This is a genomic window from Pedobacter sp. ok626, from assembly GCF_900100435.1.
In the GTDB taxonomy this organism is placed as follows: domain Bacteria; phylum Bacteroidota; class Bacteroidia; order Sphingobacteriales; family Sphingobacteriaceae; genus Pedobacter.
In genome coordinates this window covers 112,102-134,300 of the sequence record NZ_FNEX01000003.1, presented here as the reverse complement: position 1 = coordinate 134,300, position 22,199 = coordinate 112,102, and the positions used below count along the sequence as shown (strand labels likewise).

Genomic DNA, 22,199 nt, shown 5'->3' with positions numbered 1-22,199 from the left:
ATGATTGATGAATTTAATTCTGATTTTTTTAATCATTACTCGGAGTAATCCGTTTCGTATTGTTTGGCAGATTGAAAAAGCCTATTTTTTATTCTGGAAGCCAGGTTTCGTGGCGCCAGTACTTTCATACATTCGCCAAAGCCAAGAATTTCCCTTTCCAGCTCAAAGTTTAATACCACATCAATTCTAAAGATCAAACCATCAGGCTCCTCTTTCAACACTTGCTGACTATGATGCAATGGTTTAGTTAGTATATAGGGCGCAGTTCGTTTATCTATTTTTAAGATAACTTTATGTGCTCGATCTCTTTCTGATTTGGTAACGCCCAGTAAATCTTCAAAATAGCGTTCAAAGTCAACTCCTTTATATTCAACATAAGGTTCATTTGGCAGTTCCTGAAATTCGATGATCCGATCAAGAGCGAGCGTGAGCAATTGGGCACCTTTTTTTGCCTTCACAATCACAAACCATCTATTCCTGTATTCTTTCAAAAGATAAGGAAAATAGATACTCTGACTGGCTTGCAACGCTTTAAATGACCGGTACACAATCAGTAGTGATTTTTGCTGAAGAATAGCCTGATAAAGTGGGTTAATGTATTCCAATCCCCGCAGTTGCTTATTACTTTCAAATTGAATGTAGTTTTTACTGGGGTTGGTGGATTTATATAGGTTGTTTTCCAGCTTGGCAATCATGTCGCTCATCTCATCAAAGTAATTAAAGCCATTAAACTGTTTAAGCACACCAACAATTTCTTTCATTTTCTCTACATCACCATCATTGATTGGAACTTTAGTAATGCTATAATCTAAAGCACTATAACTGTAGAATTTCCTGTCAGAAACTACAATAGGGGCGTTGTATCCCAATTTATCACTGCGCATCAATTGAATGTCAGCTTGAATGGTACGCTTGCTTACCCCAGATGTAATCCCTTCGTACTCGTATAGTCTGGAAGCTACTTTTTCAATGATATCATCCAGCGTCCATTTTCTAAACCTGTTTTTGAGGCATTCATCAATGGTTTTATATCGAATTAAGGCAAGTTTATTTACTGACATAGCGCATTTAAGGGATTAATAAATCAAAATCGGCATTAGATAAAGATATGAAATGAAATTCACTACGCAATAGAATTGCGTAATTGAAATAGAAATTAGTAAAAAAGCGAATAGTGTAAATTAATTGCGCTGAATTACAGTGGTATATAAATAATTCAAAATTTATTTTTTATTGCGCAAATCTGCTGCGTAGTACCCCATGCATCTTTGTAATGTCAACAATAAGACAGGTTCTTTGAAAAAATAAAACGTACGAAAGTACTTTAAGATATTCCCGAAAGGGAATGGCAATCGAAAGGATAAACATCCACAGTTGCGAGTCTCTGATGGCTCCATAGTATTGCGCTGTTCAGCGACAATATTCTGATGTTTAAAATGGCTGATTGTCCAATTTGTGGGTCGCAGGTTCGAATCCTGCTCCTGGTCAAACAGGATAACTCAGGGGTAGAGTAACAAATCAATTGCAGGTTCGAATCCTGCCTCCAGCGTATGGAGTAGCAAAATGGTAATGCACCGGATTTAGGTCCCGAAAAAGAAGGAACACTTTTCAAATGTTCCATTGCCAAAAGCACCAAGAAAGACATTCCGCTCTATGGAAATAATGCTCCATGCCATAAAGCAGTTTGATTTATGCTTTGCAGGTACAATATAGAAAGGCAGATTTTATTGCTGCTATCGGTTCTTCGAAAGATCAAAACGCGCTCAACGCGCTCAACGCGCTCAGCGTGTTCAACGAGATCTTTAAAGAATAGAATAGCTGCTTTAAAAAGAAACCGAGTATCATTTGTACCTCCGCATAAAACAGATGAATGTCTTTTGAACGTGCTTATTAAAAAAAATAACAGCGACGCAGGAAGGAGCAGATCAATAAAGCGGATATCTCTCCTTCCTTAAGTCAGGAATAATTATAGCAACCCAAAAAAATAGAAAATATGAAAAGAGTAATGATTAATACCAATTCTGTGGGGTTGGTTTACAGAAAAAATGAATTTAAACGTGTATTGACTGTCGGAAACCATTGGTTGGGTTTTGGAGAATCAGTAATCACTTACGATATGGCAAAAATATTCATTGCCACTACAGAACTAGATATTCTGTTATTGAATAAAGATTTTGAAGCATTGGTAACTACCGTAGAGGTGGCAGACAATGAATTGGTACTGGTTTATCAAAACAAGAATTTCAAACAGGTATTGACTGCAGGAAAATATGCATTCTGGAAAGGTTTAAACAACTATTCATTTGTTACTACCAATTTGGATAATTACGAAATTGCAGCAGATATTGATAAAAATACGATAGAGAAGCCTCAGTTGGCAGGTTATATCAGAGTTTTCAAAGTAGAAAATTATGAGAAAGGCTTGCTGATGCTGGACGGGAATTTTGAAAAAGTGATGGAACCAGGTAATTACATATTCTGGAAGAACAGAACTGCAATTCAGGTTTTAAAGACAGATATGCGTCAATTGAACATGGAAATCATCGGACAGGAAATCCTGACGAAAGATAAAGCACAGTTGCGTATCAATTTCAGCATGCAATACAAGGTTACTGAGCTGATGAAAGCTTTATTGGAAAATAAAGAGTTTGACAAGCAATTGTATGTCAGCATTCAATTGGGTTTAAGGGAAATCGTTGGAAAAATGACTTTCGATGAACTCATGGAAAATAAAGAAAGGATCTCTGAAAGCATCTTGAACATTTGTGCAGGCAAAGCTGAAGGTTTAGGCGTGAAACTGGTAGACTGTGGGGTAAAAGACATCGTATTGCCAGGAGATATCAAGGAAATCATGAACCAGGTTTTGATTGCCGAGAAAAGAGCACAAGCCAATTTAATCACACGCAGAGAGGAAACTGCGTCGACCAGAAGTTTGTTAAATACGGCAAAGTTAATGGAAGATAATGCGATGCTCTACAAATTGAAAGAAATGGAATATGTAGAAAAGATCGCAGAGAAGATCAACACGATCAGTTTGTCCGGAAGCGGGCAGATCGTTGATCAGTTGAAACAAATATTTGTAAAATAGGTAGGGCCCAGGCCTTACCTTTAAAAGAACGAAAATGAAAACAAGAATACTTAATCAATTGCAGGAAATAGAAAATACACATCAGCTAAGGATACTTTTTGCCTGCGAATCTGGAAGCCGGGGCTGGCAATTCCCATCTCCGGACAGTGATTTTGATGTACGATTTATCTATGTAAGGTCAGCAGATTTCTATTTATCTGTCGCAGAAAAACAAGATCACCTTGGGTTTCCGATAAATGATGAACTTGACATCTATGGCTGGGACCTAAAAAAGGTTTTACAATTGACTGGAAAATCAAATACGACGCCTTTTGAATGGCTTCAATCTCCTATTGTTTATCGGGAAGTAGAGGGGTTTAGATCCAATCTATGGGCATTGAGTCAACATTTCTTTTCTCAGAGAATAAATGCTCATCATTATCTTGGCATAGGAAAAGCTGCGCTGAGCACCATGGCTAACAACAATGAGATCAGCATAAAGAAATTATTTTATGTGCTGCGTCCACTGCTTGCAGCAAAATGGTGCCTCGAGAAAAAGGGGATCGCACCAATGACAATAGATCCTTTGCTGGAATTAATGCCCCAAAACTTGCAGGATATCGTTAAGGATCTGGTTATATTTAAGACGACTGCTGTTGAAGCTTTGGCGGTAAAAATTGACGAGGACTTGAAAAACTGGATCGAAAGGGAGTTGGAACTTTGTAGTAAAGCAGTTAAAACAATAGAAAAAGCAAAATTCGATTTCGCGCTACTGGACACATTCTTTTTAAAAATGATCAAAGCTTATGACAATTAAAGAAATAAAAGATAAAGGATTACTACTTTTTGAGTGTATCAGTGGAAGTCGTGCTTATGGCCTTGCTACTTCAAAATCAGATACCGATTTAAAGGGAGTGTTTTATTTGCCACGCTCAGAATTTTATGGCCTCAGTTATATCCCTCAAGTCAGTAATGAAAGCAATGATGAGGTGTATTATGAGCTAGGCAGATTTATGGATTTGTTGATCAAAAGTAATCCTAACATCCTCGAAATGCTAGCTAGTCCGGCAGACTGCATACTGTACAAGCACCCATTAATGGATAGGCTAAACATCAATATGTTTCTGTCAAAAACCAGCAAAGAGACCTTTGCTGGTTATGCAATAACACAGGTAAGAAAAGCAAAAGGCTTAAAAAAGAAAATCGTAAATCCAATGCCTCAAAAAAGGGCTGCTGTATTAGATTTCTGTTATATGTTGGAGGGCTATACTTCGGTAGCCCTCAAGTTCTGGCTAGAGAAAAGAAACTATAGCCAGGAGCGATGCGGTCTGGTTAGTATTCCCCATGCAAAGGGATTGTTTGCCCTATTTTACGATGCTGAAAGCAAATTTAACTATAAAGGGATAGCCGTAAATGAGGCTGCAAATGAAGTCTCGCTATCGTCGGTACCAAGAGGAGAGCAGGAAATTGGTTATTTATCTTTCAATGCAGAAAGCTATTCGATGTACTGCAAAGAATTTAAGGAATATTGGGACTGGGTAGATAAACGAAATGAAGATCGATACATGGACAACAAACAGCATGGCAAGGACTATGATTCGAAAAACATGATGCATACGATCAGGCTTCTTCAGGTTACAGAAGAGCTTTTGAAAACCGGAGAATTACATGTAAAGCGACCAAACCGGGAAGAATTACTAGCTATCCGATCAGGAGAATTTGAATATACTGCCTTGCTTGCACAGTCTGAAGCGCTTATACAAAAAATAGATTTAGCCTACGAACAGACTATGCTTCCTGAAAGCATTGATCATCAAAAACTAGAAAACATCCTTATCGAAATGAGGAATGAACTTTATTAAAGAAATAATGACAACAAAAATAAACGGAAATGACCTGCTAGAAGCTGGTTATACTCCAGGCAAAATACTTGGTATTGCTTTAGCAACAGCAACGTATTTACCAGAACTATCAATCAAGGAGCTTAAAGCTTTACTTAAAACAGTAAAAGACAACCCAGAGGATTTCCTAAATGATGAAATCATGAAAAACCTGGCGACAGAAATTATAGAAGAAAACAAGATTGAACCCGGGATCTCATTAATGGAAAACGCGCTGCCTTATACTTTATATGGAGCTGAGCATATTGAAGAGGGGGCAAGAAAACAGATGAACATTGCGATGCGTCTACCAGTAACTGCTGCAGGTGCATTAATGCCCGATGCGCATCAAGGTTATGGCTTGCCAATTGGCGGTGTTTTAGCGACGCGTAATGCGATTATTCCATATGGTGTGGGCGTTGACATCGGTTGCCGAATGGCGCTCTCTATATTTGACATCACCGAGGCTCACTTCCATGAAAATGAAGCGAAATTTAAAAGGGAACTGATTGCCCATACCAAGTTTGGTGCAGGACATGGATTTCACGGGCGATACAAATCTGATCATGAGGTCTTAACCAGGGATGAATTTAATTTAACACCCTTTATCAAGAACCTTCATGATAAAGCCTACTCGCAACTGGGAAGCTCCGGAGGTGGAAACCATTTCGCGGAATGGGGGATTATTGAGTTTGAAAAAAGAGATGAGGTCTTGAACATTGAGAAAGGTAGCTATCTGGCGCTGTTAACCCACTCCGGATCACGTGGATTTGGTGCAACATTAGCCGGTTATTACACCAAGCTTGCTAAAGAAAACTGCAAATTACCTGCTGAAGCTGCTAACCTGGCTTACCTGGATCTAAATTCCGAAGCTGGTCAGGAATATTGGTTAGCGATGAATCTGGCTGGGGACTACGCTTCCGCCTGTCATGAAATCATCCATAACAAACTCAGCAAGGCAGTAGGCGCCGAAGTATTGGCAAAGGTTGAAAATCACCATAACTTTGCATGGAAGGAAACCTGGAACGGCGAAGAGGTTATTGTCCATAGAAAAGGTGCTACACCAGCGGGCAAAGGTGTGATGGGAATTATTCCGGGCTCGATGACGGCCCCAGGCTTCCTGGTTAGAGGTAAAGGTGTTTCTGATGCGATTAACTCAGCTTCACATGGTGCCGGTAGACAAATGAGTCGTTCAAAGGCCATCAAAAGTATCACTAAAGATGAAATGAGGACTATATTGAAAGACCATAACGTAACCTTAATCGGTGCAGGCCTGGACGAGGCTCCAATGGCTTACAAAGATATCAATCTCGTGATGGAAGCTCAAAAAGAGCTGATTGATGTAGTCGCTAAATTTACGCCTAAAATGGTAAGAATGGCCGATGATGGTAGTCGTGAGGATTAACTGGAATTATGTTTAATTATCCGTACCTTAAAAGGTAATTTATGAATAGTCAACAGACGCGGAATCTCCATTATGACTGCTAACACCACAGAATTAACCGTTGTACAATTTAAAAAACATAAAGTTGCATACACTGTTGCTGCTGTAGTATCATTGCTATTGGGGGGCATGCTTTATTTCGTTTTTAAAGACGATGGAAGCGTCTCCTTGGCTTGGTTTTTCTTGGCTGCAGGGATACTCTTGTCTGCTTATTGCACCTGGAATACATTTAGCAATGCAGTAGTATTGGAGCTGAATCCCGAGGGTATTAAGTATAAACAGTATTTCTATAGCTGGAATAGATTGCGCAGTTACGCAATCCGAAAGGAAGAGGATGAGGGTGGTACGTTTAACTATTTGGTGTTGAATCTAAAAAATGCTAAAGTTCCCCTGGAGATCCAGTTGGACTGGATCAATGACCAGAAATCGGTAACCGAGAATATGGCTATTTTTACTAAAGCTTTCCAAATAGAATTTGAAGGGGTGTTAAAATGAACGACAATAGCAACAAATTTCCATTACTCAGCAGGATTTCATATTTAATGGATGAGCAGTTTAGATTCCCAGGCACGAAATTTCGTTTTGGGCTAGATCCTATCCTTAATTTAATTCCTATTGCAGGCGATATGGCCGGACTGGTAGTTTCAGCTGGATTGCTACTCGCGATCGTTAAAAAAGGAGCAAGTAGTAAACTTGTCGTATTAATGACGCTAAATATTTTACTCGATGCAACAATAGGTGCTATACCTATTGTTGGTCAAATTTTCGACTTCTTTTTTAAAGCCAATTCCCGGAATATTGAATTGATGAAAGCACACTATTTGGAGGGCAAGCATCAGGGCAGCGGCAAAAACACGGTTCTAGTTGTCATTGTTGTGCTTATTCTGGTGTTGGCTTTACTGTGTTATGGTTTGTACAAGTTAGCTGTATGGTTATGGACATCGATTTGATTATAAAGGAATCTCTTTTAACAACGGAATGATATTCTCTAATGACTTATTAAACATAGATTCCAGTTTTTTCTGAGCTGATGATCCTGAAATAAAATCTGTAAACCAATTTCTGGTTTTATAAACATCTATAGTAAGTTTTGTTTCATTCTCCGCCACTTTTAAGAGCGTGAAGTAAGTCACTTGATCACCTTTTTCATCCGTTTCACTAAATTCAACCTTGTCATCAGTATAAGAGTAGCTGCTGGAATAGTAAAGCATTTTTCCATTAGCTAATGTCCATATACTCTGCATACCTACCCTCGGTAAAGAGTGATTAACTTCCTCAACTTTTTCTACACCTTCCCACCAGAGATGGCGATATTCAAATGCACCTGCAACATGAAATAGCGTAATGATGTCAGTTTCATATACTCTTGACGCACTGAGTATTTTTCTTTTACTGGAGAGGTCTAACTGAGGTAGAGGGTCATCATGTATTTCATTTTTTAATTCGCTCAGTTGTGTATAATGAAAGTGTATTTCCCCAGATTCAGTCTGCTTTATACTGTCATTCCAATTCATCCATGTTGTAAAATCAGCAGGAGGGTGATCCTTCAGTAGCTCTCTCGTGACCAACCAATATTCATGTTGCGCGATGTCGTTTTTCAAAAGTTGATGTGCAACGATAACATCCTTACCGATCAGCTTGCTGAAATTCTTTACATTGTACTCCGTAAACTCACCGTAGTGTGTAATTACTTTTAAGGAGAGGTTCGATGCGGAAATACAGGCCTGGCATTGGCAATACTTCCTTCGGTCATAAGCCATTAGACTCTTGTGAAATAGGCAAAACATCTTCTCCACCTGCTTGTACAGTTCTTTTAGCTGTGGAGGTTCGCCAAATTTGTAAAAAAGAATGGCATCGCCTTCCACTTCGGAGACTTCAAGCCCTATTTGATTTGCATTAATGAGCAATTCGAGCAATTCCTGTATGATTATGCGGCTGTGGTTAATTTCTGATTCTGATACAAATCGAGTAAAACCGCTAATGTCAGGGATAAAAAGCAGACCTTTTGTTTCCATTTGGTATTAAAGTTACAAACAATAAAATTGATTCAAATGAAACGGTTGGTATAATGTCGTGTTCACCCATTATGATTGTCGTATTTACACCTCCTTTGAAGCACAAGAGATCTCGATATTTGATACTAACATTAAAAACTAAACAAGATGAGTAATACGAAGAAAGTAGATGAGTTTATGTCCAAGCTCGAACACCCATTGAAAGCCGAAATGGCAGCAGTAAGAGCAATCATTGTCAATGCAAATTCTAAAATAGAAGAAGATGTAAAGTGGGGAGGCCCGAGCTTTTTCTACAAAGAGGATCTGGCCACTTTCAACCCCAGGATTAAAAATTATGTGGCGCTTATCTTCCATAAAGGGGAATTACTCAATATAAAATCTGACTTCCTTGAAGAAGCCACAAAAGGAAAAGTTTATGCAAAGTTTTATTCTATGGAACAAGTGACAGCAAATAAAGAGCTGATTGAGAAAATGGTGAATAAGTGGATTGAGTTGATGGAAAAATAAGAACGGAGAATTCTAGGTATAGATATAGAGTGTCAGCCAAACATCAGAATAACTTATGGGTTTTATTTGGGAAGTTTATATCCACTAAAAGATCAATATTATGAGAAAAATAACTGTTTTATCATTTATCACCCTAGATGGAGTGATGCAGGCACCTGGGGGACCTGAGGAAGATACATCCGATGGTTTCAATTATGGCGGTTGGACTGCACCTTATCAGGATGAAGTTTCTGGTAAGCTTATGCAAAAACAGATGGAACCCGCAGATCTACTTCTTGGCAGAAAAACCTTTGAAATATTTGCGGGTTACTGGCCCGAGCATGCTGATTATTGGCCAGGTGTAAACGAGGTTACAAAGTATGTGATATCCAATACCATGAATAAGTCAGATTGGAAAAATAGCGTGTTCCTTACCAGCGTGGCAGACATTGAAAACCTCAAGAATTCAGATGGTCCCGACCTCAAAATCTGGGGTAGCAGTGAGCTCGTTCAGCTGTTATTAAAGCATGATCTGGTAGATGAATTTTGGCTGAACATTCACCCTGTGCTGCTTGGTAAAGGAAAAAAGTTGTTTAGTAATGATGCGATTCCGGGAGCATTTACATTAGTGGAGAGTGTAGTTAGTCCAAGCGGAGTGATTATGGCCAATTACAAGCGGGCGGGAGAAGTTCAAACAGGTACTGTTAGTGCTTAATTTACATTATCGGTTTCTGAAATGTTCTGGTAACCAGATCAGTATCCATATATTCATCTTTAGGATTATTCATGACATTGGAATTCCGCAAATGAGTATTTGCTGGAAATATTAATTTGTGTGGCCTATTGAATGCTTCTTGCCTTACTTTAAAGTAATTAGCTAACTTTCTAATTACGTCTTTTGAGAGTCCCTTTTTGTAATTTAGGATGTCTGAAACATACCCTTTGCTAATTCCTAAAATTATTGTCATGTCTTGAGGTTTTAAATGATGATCTGACATGAATGAACGGAGGAGAGATATAGGTTCTGATTCTTGAAAAGTATTGTTATTCTCGTCATATTTCTCTATCAATAGGCTAACTAAATCAATTTCATCCTGGAGGTCATTAGTGATATCTTGAGTTACCAGAACCTCTAATTGTTTGCAATAGTCATCATATTGACTTTTGGTTTTTATTATAGTGTATTTTAATTCTGCTGTTTTCATACCAATATATGTTGATTGTACGTGTGACATTACAAACTTCTCTAATTATTTTACAATAACCTCTAAGGAGTTCTGCATTTTTGTTTCTACCTATATTTATTTTAAGTATTATTGGTATGAATTAATGCTTAGATAAAAATGAAAAAAATACTACTGATTGCGCTTTCAACACTTTCTTTATTGATTTTACAGGTTGATCCTGTTTATTCTCAGGATATTTATACAGATATAGTAGGGAAGAAGATGAGCTTTTTTAAAAAGCTGGAAGAGAAAAACAATGGAAAATTGTATGAAACAGATGGCGATATTATAATTCCTGGCGGTATGGCAATGCCTATCATGTACAGAAGGGTACAAAAAGATAAGCCGGATTTGATTGTGAATTATGTGTTTACTGAAAAGGATTCTTTGATCCATACAGTGGAGTACGAATGGGATGTAACGAATTATGGAGATCAGAAGGCCAGCGTTAAACCTTTAGTGATGCAAAAAGCCTTTATACAGAAGTATAATGAACTTTTGAAGTTGTTAACGGCTAGGTACGGCGCTAGTACCTCTAAGGGCGAACTTGCTGATTTTTTAAAGGGTGATGGGCCGGAAGAACTAAGTAAATCTGATAGTTGGGTTACCAAGGAAAATACGGCGATAGAACTGTATGCTTTTAAGTCTAGTGAATATAAACCAGTTTTTAAAATAAAGCTTTACGTTAGCCCTAAAAACTCTTAAAAAATTATAGAAGAAACACTCGATAATGACCAATTATAGAGTGTTTCTTCTATAATCTAACGCTTCCAATAAACAACCAGTCCACCAATCAGTAATAATCCTATCCCTGTATAAATCCATAAAACAGGTGGCTTCGATTCCTTTACCACCAGATTCTTTTTGGTAATAGCCTCATCAGTTATTTTTAACCCTGCAGATTCCGCCTGATCTACTTGTTCACGGATGTTTTGATACTGGTAAACCATACCGCTATCCCAATAGGTATAAACGTTGGTTTCTTTATTCGCTGTTTTAATATTCAGCCACTTAAAGTCGCTAGATTTCAAGCTGCTTTGACTGTCATTTACGGTCGTTTTAGTTGTTTTCTTAAATAAGCTACAGCTTTGAGAAATCATTAGTGTTACCATTGAGATAAACAGAAACACCTTTAAAAAGAATCGCATATTCCTCATCGTAAAACTCCTTTCTTCTTTTTATTATTCATCCAGTTTGCATAACGGTAAATGGTTTTCACATGCCTGAGCTTTCTGTAAACACCATCACCCTCTCTAGAACCATTGATATTTGTATTCCCCTCGATGCAGACTAGCCAGGATCCTTTAAGCCGCTCTACCATACCACAATGCGCTATGCGTTTTAAAGCGGGAAAGTAGATGCCAAATACCAAACCTCGCGAAGGGGCTTTAACCCATCTAGCTTCTGGAAAGAGGGCTGGCGACCAGCCAGTTCTCGGTTGCTGGTATCCAGCCTGTTTAAAAATCCAGCTCAGAAAAGCTGCACACCAGGGTTCTCCTTTCTTCAAATCTGCAACAGCTAAATAAGCTTCTACTTCAGGACCGTCATTGTTGCCATTGACTTCTCTAACTCCAATTTGCGATTGCGCTATAGCAATCAGTGTTTCTGTGTCGTTCTTTACAGTATTGCTACCAGGCAGCCCACTCCGGCCAACAAAAGCAAGGAAAAACATGCAAAGTAAAATCCTAGCTGTTGCCATACCTCCAAAAATTTAAATTGTGAAACCATTAATGCTAAAGCGGGTAGTCCCAAAGCCATCCAGAACCGCTGCAATAACCACCAGCATGTCGCTACTAATACCAAGAAGGTAATTAGCGACAGTAGGATCAGCAACCAAATTGAAGGGTCTATGTACCCTGTTGTTTCATCAAATCCCATTAACTTAGGCAATGCAACCCATAAGGTTAATAGCAATCCCAACAACAGGTACTTGCCCAGCTGCTTAAACTCTGGTAAAAGCACTGACTTTTTAATGTATATCGTATTCATGTCTTTTTTGTTTTTAGATTGTTCCTAATGGGAAAGAGCAGGCAGCCATATAAGCTACATACGCTTTCCCTAAAAGGAAGTGATTAAACGATTGGAATGTTGCCTATGTAGGCACTGTTGCTTACCGCTTTACCGTCTGCGCTTACAAACAAGATGTAGCATTCTACTCTGTCTTCGCTAAAGTCAAGCGGCATTGGCATGGTGTATTTTAGCGCGGATCTTGGGATTTCACCAGCTAAACATACATATTGATTCTTTGTAGGATTGTAGGCTATAAATGTCCCCAGGTCGGTAGGATGACTTTTCCCGTTACCTTCGATTTCTAAGCCCCATTCAAACCGAACCTCAGCATCGCCATCTACTACAACTGCACGAGAAATTGGTAAAGCCAGTTTTCCCTTGCTAAACATCAGCTTAGAAAAATCAAGCGTGTAATCTGGCGCCACGCCGGTAACAGCATTTTTTAGATTGTGAGATACTGCTGCGTTCATTGCCGACTGCCCATTTACGGCTGCTTGTTTATAGCCAATCTTGATGATTTCACTAAACATGGCTAGGAATGAAGTCATTAGCGTCCAACGCAGTTGCACTTGTTGTTGCTTTTCGGTTGGTGCTCTTTTTACTTTGCGAGGCATCGCCTTAACTAAGTCCATCAGCCTCCAGAAACAGCCGTATGCTGTTCCTAATTGTCCCTGAAATCCGCCCAGGAATCCTCTTGATAATTTTCCCATAATAATGGTTTTTAAAACATTAATAAATCTGTGAATTCGTTGTTCCTTGCAAGTCAACGAGACAAACATATTGCGTTAAAAACCAGATTCCTAGCACTTGGGAGGCACTTGCCGCATATTGCCGAAACATTGCCGGGGGTATAGAAAGGAACTCGGTCTAAATTTGTTTTTGAAACATTTTAAACAAGTAGATATTCAGTAAAAACTGGGTGTAGCCATACACAGCATCTTCTATTGGAATAGTAAGGATCCGAATATTTAAGAAACTCTTCGGATTGTAATTTACAATTGGCGACTCCAAGCCTGTACCAGTCAAAACGCCATTAACAGGGAAAAATCCCAGCATCAGAATAGCAAACACAAAAGATGCCTGACCAATCCAGGCCGCCCTGACTACAAAATGTAGATAAATTAGCGTTGCAGCTGTTACGATAGCGGTTACAAAGGTGTAGGACTTATCATAATGCAATAATGCTATCACCGTGCATACGATCACACTTACAAAAACAATGATGTTGTTAAAGCCACTTAGCCAGGTCAGATTGAAGAATTTGTCGAGGCAGAAATAGGTAAACACGCATGAAAATGGGATACAGATAAAAAAAAGCCACTCTTCAACAGGCAATCCCAAAAGCATCAAGCCTGTAGTATAATCTGTATTGAACCACCATACCTGATGAGCGGTAAACCATACATCCCAGGCAATAAAAGGAATAGCCACTAAAATACTCGCTTTTAGAAAGGCCGGAAAATGCTTATTGAACTGGATTCTTTTGTCAAAAGAGAAAATAAAGCAAATGCTGATGGTCAGTAAATTGATTAACAAGTAAGTGTAGGGTTTCATTACTTATTCTTTTTATAATACATCTTGAAATATTTCATTGGGACATACAAAAAACCAAAGCATTCGCCTTCTTCTTTGCCCAGGTGTTTGTGATGTTGTTTGTGTGCCCTGCGAATAGCCAGTAAGTAAGGATTTTGGGTATCTGCCAGATATTTAATACGTTGGTGAATAAAGATGTCATGCACAAAGAAATAGGCCATTCCATAAAGCGTAATAGCCAGTCCTATGTAAAACAAGTAATTGAAATGATTTAAGAAACCGAAATAGATCAAAGCAATAGCCGGTAAAGCAAAAATCACAAAGAAGTAGTCATTTTTCTCAAAAGAACCCTCAGTACTGTGGTCGTGATGGTCGTGATGCAACACCCATAAAAGACCATGCATGATATACTTATGGATAAACCAGGTGGCAGCCTCCATCAATATAAATGTGATCAGTAGGATAATGAAATTCATCTTTAATGTTTTAACGGTTTAAATATCGCTTCCAAAACCTGATTGCGGTAGTCGAAAATATGTTCCAGTTTTTTCTTTACCATCAAACTGTGCACCATCTTGCCAATGACACCAAATGGCAATTCATAATCCACAGTATCTACCATCAAAACGCCATTTTGGTTTGGGATAAATTCATGATGATGTCTCCACAACTTGTAAGGACCTTTTTTTCGAAAATCGGTGAAGCTTTTTTGGTAGTTAACCTCCGTAATTTCAGTCTGCCACTTCAGCGGAATACCCAGCACAGGGGAAACGGTATAATCGATAATCATTCCTCTATATATATCGCCCTCAGGTAGATCGCTTAATACAACAAAGCCCATTTCTTTCGGCGTGATACGCGAAAGATTGTGTGGCGAAGAAAAGAAATCCCAGGCACTTTGCATATCACAATATAGTTGTTGCGCTCTTTTAAGTTGATAAATCATTTTTTTCACTTAGATAAGGTCTTCCAGCATATTTCTCAAATGCGTAGATGTAATATTTTTACTGTTGGCTTGAATAAACTTCTGGTCCTCCGTAATGTTTTTTTTGTAGCCCAAAAATGCAGGGCTGTTTTTCTGGATCGATAACCGCAGGATTCTGATTTCTACATTGTTAGCATCTACCATTACCGCATCCTCGATCTTCTTTTTGCCTGTGTTGAAAGTCTTGAGTTTTGATATCGGATTGATAATGTGTTTTGCCCATATCATTTGAAATGCACCCAGGTAGCTTAAGTGTACTGAACTTTCGGTACCGGTATTCAATTCTTTAATCATGGTATGACAATTTTTTTTGTCCGAAACAGCTTTTTTGTAATTGGCCCTAATGCTTTCTAAATCCATACTTTGCCCATAACAAGCCATGCCAAGCAGGGAAAAGATAATCAGAATCATTACTTTTTTTAAAATCATAGTATGGCCATCTTATACTGTACATAGCTACTCATTGCCAGAGAGAATTTTTGACTGTTTGGAATCCGTATCCTTTGGTTCATAATTTTATCCGCTGGCGTACTCTTTATTTTTTTAAACAATGATAGGTAATATTTGTACGCCAGGTATACCCCAAATTTAGAAGAAACCGGCAATTTTTTTATTCCAATTAATGCTTCTTTAAACTCTGCTTCAATCTCATTTTCAATTTCTAACTTGATTTTGTTGTTGAAGGTTTTCATATCAATATTGGGGAAATAACTGCGGCCCAAAACATAATAATCGTCCTTCAGATCCCGTAGAAAGTTTATTTTTTGAAAGGCCGAGCCCAATTTCATGGCATAGGGTTTTAGGTTATCAAATGCTTCTTTATTACCCTCTACAAATACTTGAAGACACATCAAACCTACCACTTCAGCCGAACCTAAGATGTATTCATTATACAAATCAGAATTGTAATCTATCTGCTGCAAATCCATTTGCATACTGTGCAGAAACTGCTCAATCAAGGATTTGTCGATGGCAAAATGATTGACCGTGTCCTGAAAGGATTGTAAAATAGGATTAAGGGAAATACCCTCTTCCAGGGCAGTCCAGGTTTCTAATTTAAAACGTTCCAGCAGACAAGCTTTATCATACTCGTGAAAGCTGTCTACAATTTCATCGGCCAGACGCACATAACCATAGATCGCATAAATGGCATGACGAATGGACGGTTTTAACGCCAGAATTCCCAATGAAAAACTGGTGCTATATTTTTCCGTAACCGCTTTGCTTACCTTGTAAGCCAATTCATCAAATAGTTTTTTCACGCCTTGTTAGTTTAAGCTTATTTACTTCTTTTGCTACTATTTTACCGGAGATAATGGATGGGGGTACACCAGGGCCAGGCACGGTCAACTGTCCGGTATAAAATAAATTCGACAAATGCTTGTTTTTAATGCCAGGTTTCAATACTGCGGTTTGCGATAATGTATTGGCCAGACCATAGGCATTACCGCCGTAAGCATTGTAATCGCTGATAAAATCATCCACACAATAGCTTCTTTTGTAATCTAATTTTGATAATAAATCTCTTGCTCCGGTGTGTTTTTCTAAACGTTTAATCATTTCCTGAAAATAGTGCTCACGTGTGCTTTCCTCATCATTAAGTCCCGTTGCCAGTGGCATAAGGAGAAACACATTCTCATGTCCTTCGGGTGCTACCTCAGGATCTGTTTGGGATGGACAGCATGCATAGAACAATGGTTTTTCAGGCCATTTTTTTTCTTCGTAAATGCTCTTAATGTGTTCATCCAGATCATTTTCAAAAAATAAGGTATGGTGTTTAAGCTTAGGAAGCTTTTCTTTAAATCCTAAATAGTAAATCAGGCAGGAGGGCGCAAAGGTTCGGCTTTTCCAATACTTTTGATCGTAGTTACGCAATTCGCTGTTTAGCAGTGTTTCGGTATGGTGATAATCTGAAGAGGCAATAATGGCATCAAACTCCTTAAATTCCCCATTTACGACTATCCCGCTGGCAACTCCTTCTTCAGTAACGATCTTTTCTACGTTTTGATTAAAATGGAACTGAGCACCTTGCTTTTCCGCTACTTCTTTCATCCCCAATACCAACTGGTAAAATCCGCCCATGGGATACCAGGTCCCCAAAGCGTAACCGCCATAGTTCATTAGGCTATAAAGTGCCGGAATATTTTTAGGGGAAGCACCCAGGAAAATAACCGGAAACTCCATTAAGGTCTTTAGTTTTGGGTGTGAAAAATACTTGCTAACGTAGGTTCTAAAATTTGATAGCAGGTCAAGTTTTAAAGCGCTGCCGGCAATTTTAGGGGAGACAAACTCCAGCCAACTATAACAAGGTTTGTTCACAAAATCCTGCATTCCAACTTCGTACTTGTACTTTGCAGCGCTCATGAAGGCATCCAGTTTTTTACCCGCCCCTATTTCTAGCTGCTCAAACAATTTTTTTAAATCCTCGTAAGATTCCGGAACGCTAAGCAGTCCGTCTTCAAAAACCATTTCAAATTGGGGGTTAAGGGGAATCAGCTGGTAAAAGTCGCTGGCTTTACAACCAAAATCGAGGAAGAAATTATCAATAATATCGGGCATCCAGTACCAACTTGGCCCCATATCAAATACATAGCCATTTTCTGTGCTGAACTGCCTGGCTCTTCCTCCAGGTTGAGCATGCTTCTCGTAAACATGCACTTCATTACCAGCCTGAGCAGCATAAGCCGCAGCGGAAAGACCGGAAATTCCGGCACCAATTATAGCTATCGTCTTTTTTGAATCTGGCGCTTTCATGGAGGAGTTTTATTTATGGGCTAGCTTTAATTGTTTTTTAATAAAAAATCATTGTAAGCGATAGGGATCAGCTGATCGGGTTCTATATTTTTAGCATATATAGCTTGATGAAAGCGGTCCAATTTCTGGAGTAGTTTAATCAAATCCATTTTTTCAGTCGCGCTGAGGTTTCCAGTCACAATCTGACTGGCCTGCCTTATTTTACCCATAATCTCTTCCAGTGCATCAATTCCTTTAGTGGTAATCGAAATAATTTTACTTCTTTTATCTGCTATAGAATCGCTTTGGTCTATCCAACCTTGCCCAATCAGTCGGTTGATAATCTGCATCCCTACAGGTTTTTCCTGGAGGTTCCTTCTGATCAACTCCATTTTGGTCATAGATCCAAAGGCTTTTAGATTAATTAAGTATATAAAATCTTCCTGGGTACTGAAGGGCGAATCGTATATGGCCGACCTTGAATAGGTTTTTGCATATCTATTCATATGAACAATTAAGGTATTGATCTCGCTATCCGGACTTCGGCCATTTTCTTTTCCCTCCCAATCGATATCATTGGAGGGATGCTGAGTTTCTTTTTCAGCGTCATAAATCCAGCGTTTGAAGCCGCTCAAATCTTTTGTATAAGATTTGGAATCTGCGCTAAGCTCAAAACTCTCCATGAGCTCAATAACTTCTTTGATCAGTTGATAGTTCATAATGAAATAATTGCTTATATTAGTATACAAATATACTATAAATGTTTAATATGGTATATTATTGATACTAATAAATTCATATGAGGATATTTGTTGCGTTCGGGGAGTTGAGGTGGAAAATCAATCGTGTTTTTTTATCGTTTGCAGAATTAATTGATATACATTTAGTTCTATTTCTTAAATAAAACATCAATGAAACGGATCATCAATAAAGTAAAGGATTATTGGCACTCAGACACCAGCTTTATCACATTACTGGTAATGCTCTTTTTTATGGTATTTATTATGCCTGTTTTATTAGAGGGAGCTGTAGTAGACATTTTGGTTTTAAATATTTTGTTCCTGACGCTCTATTTTATTGGGATTTTTTCTAGCGAAGACAAGTGGAACATGTATTTATCGTCATTTCTCTTCTTAGCACATTTGATTTTGCTGATGGTCAGATTTGACGACACGCCTAGAGAATACTATTTGTTAGAACGTTTAGTTGGGCTTGTGAATATGAGTTTGTTCATTTTTGTCAATCTTAGATTGTTGTTTCGAGATGCAGAAAGTAATATTTTCAGAGTGATAGGGGCGGTAAATGTCTATCTCTTATTTGCCTTGATGGGTGCTTTTGCTTTTGAGATTTTAAAAATCCAAACTGGTAAATCAATAGCAGGGAATATAAGTCTGCATAATAACGATACTGACTATGCAGTTTATGTTTATTATAGCCTGGTATCGTTAACGACTGTGGGCTATGGCGATATATATCCGGATGGAATGGCTTCGCGTATGCTTTCAGTTTTACTTTCTGCAATTGGTATCCTGTATCCTGCTGTAGTTATTGCAAGGTTGGTTACAAATAACATTGTAAGCAAGAAAAAAGGTTAAGTGAAGCCCATAAATATTTAAGTATATGAGGATATTGTTAACAGGAGCTACTGGTTACATCGCTCAGCGATTGTTGCCTGTTTTGCTTGAAAATGGGCATCAGGTGATTTGTTGCGTTCGGGATAAAAGCCGATTTGATAAAAGTAAATATGCCGGCTTTGATTTAGAAGTTGTTGAAGTTGATTTCCTGAACAAGGACAGTCTTAACTATATACCTACAGCTATTGATGTAGCCTATTACCTCATGCATTCCATGTCGGCAACGAAGGGCGATTTTTCTGAAGCAGAACTGTCGACAGCAATTAATTTTAAAAGCATCATAGAACGAACCTCTACAAAACAAGTTATCTTTTTAAGTGGAATTGTGAATAGTGCGCATTTGTCGAAACATTTAAATTCGCGTCTGAGTGTTGAGGAGGCCTTGCAATCGCATCAATATGCCTTAACTACTTTAAGGGCGGGCATTATTGTGGGTTCGGGAAGTGCCAGTTTTGAAATTATCAGGGATCTTGTAGAGAAACTCCCTGTAATGATTGCACCTAAGTGGATCAATACGCGTTGTCAGCCCATAGGTATTCGCGATGTACTTCATTTTCTTGAAGGTGTGCTGATGCAGGATTATGCTTTTAATAAAGCATATGATATCGGCGGGCCCGAGGTGATCACTTACAAGGCGATGCTTTTGCGTTTTGCTAAAGTGCGGGGATTGAAGCGATGGATTTTTTCCATACCCGTAATGACACCAAAGCTTTCTTCCTATTGGCTATATTTTGTGACCTCAGTTTCTTATCCTTTGGCTGGCAGTTTGGTAGAGAGTATGAAGGTTGATGTGGTGGCAAAGCCAAACGATCTGCAAGAAAGATTAAACATTAAGCCCGTTACCTATGAGCAGTCTATCGAATTGGCTTTTGATAAAATAGAACAAAACCAGGTGATCTCAAGCTGGAAGGATGCGATGAATGGCTATGTTTATCCTGATCGGTTTAAAAAACTCATAGAAGTTCCCCAGGAAGGCTGTTTTAAAGACGTGCGATCCATGAAGGTAGCTGATCGGGAACGTGTATTGAAAAATGTTTGGGCTATAGGTGGGACAACAGGATGGTATTATGCAAATTGGCTTTGGGGTATTCGTGGCTTCCTGGATAAGTTGTTTGGCGGAGTAGGATTGCAAAGGGGGAGAACAAATTCCAATACCCTATCGACAGGAAGTGTAATTGATTTCTGGAGAGTAATTCTTGCCGATAAAAAGGATGGGCGGTTATTGTTGTATGCGGAAATGAAATTACCTGGCGAAGCCTGGCTGGAATTTAAAATAGATAAGGAAAATAGGTTTATACAAACGGCTACTTTTCGACCTTTAGGTCTCACAGGAAGGTTGTATTGGTACTCAGTTTTGCCTTTTCATGCTTTTATTTTCAAAGGAATGATGCGGAATATTGTTTCGCTAAATTAGATTCTCGGGATCCATTTAGCACTAATTTGTATGGCCTATTAAATGCTTCTTGCCTTACTTTAAAGTAATCGGCTAACTTTCTAATTACGTCTTTTGAGAGTCCCTTTTTGTAATTTAGGATGTCTGAAACATATCCCTTACTAATTCCTAAAATTAGTGTCATGTCCTGAGGTTTTAAATGATGATCTGACATGAACGAACGGAGGAGAGATATAGGATCTGATTCTTGAAAAGTATTGTTATCCTCGTCATATTTCTCTATCAGTAGGGTAACTAAATCAATTTCATCCTGGAGGTCATTAGTAATATCTTGAGTCACCAGAACCTCTAATTGTTTGCAATAGTCATCATATTGACTTTTTGTTTTTATTATAGTGTATTTTAATGCTACTGATTTCATGCTAATATATGTTGATTGTATACTGTTTATTCTCTTTACATATTTTGTCGTATGCGGAATGAACTCCCATCCAACAAATAAATAGATGTACTTGATTACCCCCAAATACATATTTGCAAATCATTCGAAAATTGTTGCCACCAATATCAAAAACAACCCTGTTGCTACTTTTGCCTAAAATATCAGCACTATTGAAAGTGTCTTTTATATCTATGGGGTGCCTCCAATCTGCAAGTCCTATCTTTTCGGTCCAATCATCCAATGGGGCTCTACCTGTTGGGTTTTTAACTACAAAATCTTCTAACGTTCGCTTTTTGATCAAATGTACCTTCATTTAATTATACAAATATAAGTTTTAGTTCTCTTTTTGTGAACTTTTAGTGTGATAATTTTATCATTATTTATAACTGCGGACAGTTAATAATATGTTACACTACAAACCTCTCTAATTATTTTAAGATAATCAAAAAGAAATAATTTGTTGTTTTAAAGAAAATATTGTAATTAATAGCGATGTTTTGATTGTTTTCTTAAAGAAGTTATGCCCCAGCTCAAAATTCTGTGAATCCACCCAAAATATGGTGAATTATACCACCGAGCGATGAAAAAAAAATCTATATTTAAGCTGTATATACCATCCAGAAATGAAAAACTACAGAATGCGACAGATAATAAAAGGAAATCTGAGTAAAAAACATTGACCAGGATAAGATGAACAAGACGATCGGAAAGCTGATGATGGCAGCGGCCTGCCTGCTGCTGGCGCCTACGGCGGATGGACAAGAATATAGAAACGACACGCTTAGACTCGATATCGATCTCGACCAAAGACCGGATACTGTCATTTTTGACAAGGCCAAGGGCATAATCGTCTGCAAGCTATCAACCCAAGGATTCAGGGAAATCAAAAGCCTGAAGCTGAATTTTGACGGGCGGCAGTCGGGTATCGAAAAAAAAGGAAAGGGGTTTACCTACACCGTTCCGCATATGCGGGCGGGCTACCACTGCGATTTTGCGTACAGTAAGGCGCTTAAAAAAATACATCTTATTGGAATGAACCGATACGAATTCGGCCCGGCCAATAATGACGGGAGCGGAGAATCAAGTGTCAATCTGCTGACTGATAGCTATTCTGGAGTATGGAATTATTATGACATGGAAAACAGCAGGCTGGTTGAAATGCCGGCGATAAGAAGAAAAATGGTCCTGCCCAAGACTTATCTGGAAACTTTCGACGACAAGATCATCAACCAGTACATCAGCCGCTGCGTAAAGCTTTTCGAAAAGGAAAAAGCAGATAGGATAGGGCAACGCAAGACAAGCTTTCATCAGGACTGAACCGAAAATAACAAGACCTGAGACCAAAGAACCA

28 protein-coding genes are annotated in these 22,199 nt (G+C 38.5%); 12 read left to right on the top strand and 16 right to left on the bottom strand.

The features are described from left to right. Positions 1-35: 35 nt before the first annotated feature. On the bottom strand, positions 36-1,061 hold the full coding sequence (locus BLS35_RS04940) for a helix-turn-helix transcriptional regulator (RefSeq protein WP_090778410.1): 1,026 nt from the start codon (positions 1,059-1,061) through the stop codon (positions 36-38). 932 nt (positions 1,062-1,993) lie between these two features. On the opposite strand from BLS35_RS04940, the gene BLS35_RS04935 reads away from it, so the two are divergent. The 6 genes from BLS35_RS04935 (at position 1,994) to BLS35_RS04910 (ending at position 7,341) form a co-directional block, all read left to right on the top strand. Then, positions 1,994-3,088, top strand: a complete 1,095-nt coding sequence (locus tag BLS35_RS04935; RefSeq protein WP_090778408.1) for a slipin family protein — start codon at positions 1,994-1,996, stop codon at positions 3,086-3,088. A 34-nt stretch (positions 3,089-3,122) separates the two neighbouring features. Next, complete coding sequence (locus BLS35_RS04930; RefSeq protein WP_090778406.1) at positions 3,123-3,884, top strand: nucleotidyltransferase domain-containing protein; 762 nt, start codon at positions 3,123-3,125, stop codon at positions 3,882-3,884. Next, on the top strand, positions 3,874-4,929 hold the full coding sequence (locus BLS35_RS04925; protein WP_090778404.1) for a DNA polymerase beta superfamily protein: 1,056 nt from the start codon (positions 3,874-3,876) through the stop codon (positions 4,927-4,929). The genes BLS35_RS04930 and BLS35_RS04925 overlap by 11 nt, the downstream gene beginning before the upstream one ends. A 7-nt stretch (positions 4,930-4,936) precedes the next feature. Next, the gene (locus BLS35_RS04920; protein WP_090778968.1) at positions 4,937-6,352 is read left to right on the top strand and encodes an RtcB family protein; all 1,416 of its coding nucleotides are present in this window, start codon (positions 4,937-4,939) and stop codon (positions 6,350-6,352) included. A gap of 72 nt (positions 6,353-6,424) precedes the next feature. Beyond that, complete coding sequence (locus BLS35_RS04915) at positions 6,425-6,886, top strand: hypothetical protein (protein ID WP_090778402.1); 462 nt, start codon at positions 6,425-6,427, stop codon at positions 6,884-6,886. After that, positions 6,883-7,341, top strand: coding sequence for a DUF4112 domain-containing protein (locus tag BLS35_RS04910; protein WP_090778400.1), 459 nt, complete (start codon positions 6,883-6,885; stop codon positions 7,339-7,341). The genes BLS35_RS04915 and BLS35_RS04910 overlap by 4 nt, the downstream gene beginning before the upstream one ends. Here BLS35_RS04910 and BLS35_RS04905 read toward each other — a convergent pair whose 3' ends face one another. After that, entirely contained in the window at positions 7,342-8,406 is a 1,065-nt protein-coding gene (locus tag BLS35_RS04905) for a DUF2652 domain-containing protein (protein WP_090778398.1), read from the bottom strand. It abuts the gene before it with no gap. A gap of 147 nt (positions 8,407-8,553) precedes the next feature. Here BLS35_RS04905 and BLS35_RS04900 point away from each other — a divergent pair, with 147 nt between their 5' ends. Both BLS35_RS04900 and BLS35_RS04895 read left to right on the top strand, forming a co-directional pair. Next, positions 8,554-8,913, top strand: coding sequence for a DUF1801 domain-containing protein (locus BLS35_RS04900; RefSeq protein WP_090778396.1), 360 nt, complete (start codon positions 8,554-8,556; stop codon positions 8,911-8,913). 100 nt (positions 8,914-9,013) lie between these two features. Beyond that, positions 9,014-9,607 (top strand): dihydrofolate reductase family protein, encoded by a 594-nt coding sequence (locus BLS35_RS04895; protein WP_090778394.1) that lies wholly within the window; start codon positions 9,014-9,016, stop codon positions 9,605-9,607. Between the two features lies 1 nt (position 9,608). Here BLS35_RS04895 and BLS35_RS04890 read toward each other — a convergent pair whose 3' ends face one another. Then, entirely contained in the window at positions 9,609-10,097 is a 489-nt protein-coding gene (locus tag BLS35_RS04890) for a helix-turn-helix domain-containing protein (RefSeq protein WP_090778392.1), read from the bottom strand. Positions 10,098-10,235: 138 nt separating this feature from the next. Here BLS35_RS04890 and BLS35_RS04885 point away from each other — a divergent pair, with 138 nt between their 5' ends. Beyond that, complete coding sequence (locus tag BLS35_RS04885; RefSeq protein WP_090778390.1) at positions 10,236-10,823, top strand: hypothetical protein; 588 nt, start codon at positions 10,236-10,238, stop codon at positions 10,821-10,823. A gap of 56 nt (positions 10,824-10,879) precedes the next feature. On the opposite strand, the gene BLS35_RS04880 is transcribed toward BLS35_RS04885, so the two are convergent. The 11 genes from BLS35_RS04880 to BLS35_RS04830 form a co-directional block, all read right to left on the bottom strand. Continuing rightward, positions 10,880-11,218, bottom strand: a complete 339-nt coding sequence (locus tag BLS35_RS04880; RefSeq protein WP_139205881.1) for a hypothetical protein — start codon at positions 11,216-11,218, stop codon at positions 10,880-10,882. A 53-nt stretch (positions 11,219-11,271) separates the two neighbouring features. Next, positions 11,272-11,817: a C40 family peptidase gene (locus BLS35_RS04875; RefSeq protein ID WP_254778676.1), complete on the bottom strand. Its 546-nt coding sequence runs from the start codon at positions 11,815-11,817 to the stop codon at positions 11,272-11,274. Then, positions 11,736-12,107, bottom strand: coding sequence for a hypothetical protein (locus BLS35_RS04870; protein ID WP_090778386.1), 372 nt, complete (start codon positions 12,105-12,107; stop codon positions 11,736-11,738). The genes BLS35_RS04875 and BLS35_RS04870 overlap by 82 nt, the downstream gene beginning before the upstream one ends. An 83-nt stretch (positions 12,108-12,190) precedes the next feature. Then, a complete protein-coding gene (locus tag BLS35_RS04865) occupies positions 12,191-12,838 on the bottom strand; it encodes a DUF6266 family protein (protein ID WP_090778384.1) in 648 nt (215 codons plus the stop codon). Between the two features lie 157 nt (positions 12,839-12,995). Continuing rightward, positions 12,996-13,682, bottom strand: coding sequence for a lycopene cyclase domain-containing protein (locus tag BLS35_RS04860; protein ID WP_090778382.1), 687 nt, complete (start codon positions 13,680-13,682; stop codon positions 12,996-12,998). Then, a complete protein-coding gene (locus tag BLS35_RS04855; RefSeq protein WP_090778380.1) occupies positions 13,682-14,137 on the bottom strand; it encodes a sterol desaturase family protein in 456 nt (151 codons plus the stop codon). The genes BLS35_RS04860 and BLS35_RS04855 overlap by 1 nt, the downstream gene beginning before the upstream one ends. Positions 14,138-14,139: 2 nt before the next feature. Continuing rightward, positions 14,140-14,607: an SRPBCC family protein gene (locus BLS35_RS04850; RefSeq protein ID WP_090778964.1), complete on the bottom strand. Its 468-nt coding sequence runs from the start codon at positions 14,605-14,607 to the stop codon at positions 14,140-14,142. Between the two features lie 9 nt (positions 14,608-14,616). Continuing rightward, positions 14,617-15,075, bottom strand: coding sequence for a hypothetical protein (locus BLS35_RS04845; RefSeq protein ID WP_207909085.1), 459 nt, complete (start codon positions 15,073-15,075; stop codon positions 14,617-14,619). Further along, positions 15,072-15,908 (bottom strand): phytoene/squalene synthase family protein, encoded by an 837-nt coding sequence (locus tag BLS35_RS04840; protein WP_090778378.1) that lies wholly within the window; start codon positions 15,906-15,908, stop codon positions 15,072-15,074. The genes BLS35_RS04845 and BLS35_RS04840 overlap by 4 nt, the downstream gene beginning before the upstream one ends. Next, a complete protein-coding gene (locus BLS35_RS04835; RefSeq protein ID WP_090778376.1) occupies positions 15,892-17,400 on the bottom strand; it encodes a phytoene desaturase family protein in 1,509 nt (502 codons plus the stop codon). Before BLS35_RS04835 ends, BLS35_RS04840 begins: the two co-directional genes overlap by 17 nt. Positions 17,401-17,426: 26 nt before the next feature. Further along, entirely contained in the window at positions 17,427-18,098 is a 672-nt protein-coding gene (locus BLS35_RS04830) for a MarR family winged helix-turn-helix transcriptional regulator (RefSeq protein WP_090778374.1), read from the bottom strand. Between the two features lie 192 nt (positions 18,099-18,290). Here BLS35_RS04830 and BLS35_RS04825 point away from each other — a divergent pair, with 192 nt between their 5' ends. Both BLS35_RS04825 and BLS35_RS04820 read left to right on the top strand, forming a co-directional pair. Beyond that, positions 18,291-18,974, top strand: a complete 684-nt coding sequence (locus tag BLS35_RS04825) for a potassium channel family protein (RefSeq protein ID WP_090778372.1) — start codon at positions 18,291-18,293, stop codon at positions 18,972-18,974. 25 nt (positions 18,975-18,999) lie between these two features. Next, positions 19,000-20,427: an SDR family oxidoreductase gene (locus BLS35_RS04820; RefSeq protein WP_090778370.1), complete on the top strand. Its 1,428-nt coding sequence runs from the start codon at positions 19,000-19,002 to the stop codon at positions 20,425-20,427. On the opposite strand, the gene BLS35_RS04815 is transcribed toward BLS35_RS04820, so the two are convergent. Together BLS35_RS04815 and BLS35_RS28355 are read right to left on the bottom strand one after the other, a co-directional pair. Then, complete coding sequence (locus tag BLS35_RS04815) at positions 20,390-20,827, bottom strand: helix-turn-helix domain-containing protein (RefSeq protein WP_090778368.1); 438 nt, start codon at positions 20,825-20,827, stop codon at positions 20,390-20,392. The genes BLS35_RS04820 and BLS35_RS04815 overlap by 38 nt on opposite strands. A 1-nt stretch (position 20,828) precedes the next feature. Then, entirely contained in the window at positions 20,829-21,161 is a 333-nt protein-coding gene (locus BLS35_RS28355) for a type II toxin-antitoxin system HigB family toxin (protein ID WP_090778366.1), read from the bottom strand. Positions 21,162-21,538: 377 nt separating this feature from the next. On the opposite strand from BLS35_RS28355, the gene BLS35_RS04805 reads away from it, so the two are divergent. Beyond that, on the top strand, positions 21,539-22,165 hold the full coding sequence (locus tag BLS35_RS04805; RefSeq protein ID WP_090778364.1) for a hypothetical protein: 627 nt from the start codon (positions 21,539-21,541) through the stop codon (positions 22,163-22,165). Positions 22,166-22,199 lie beyond the last annotated feature (34 nt).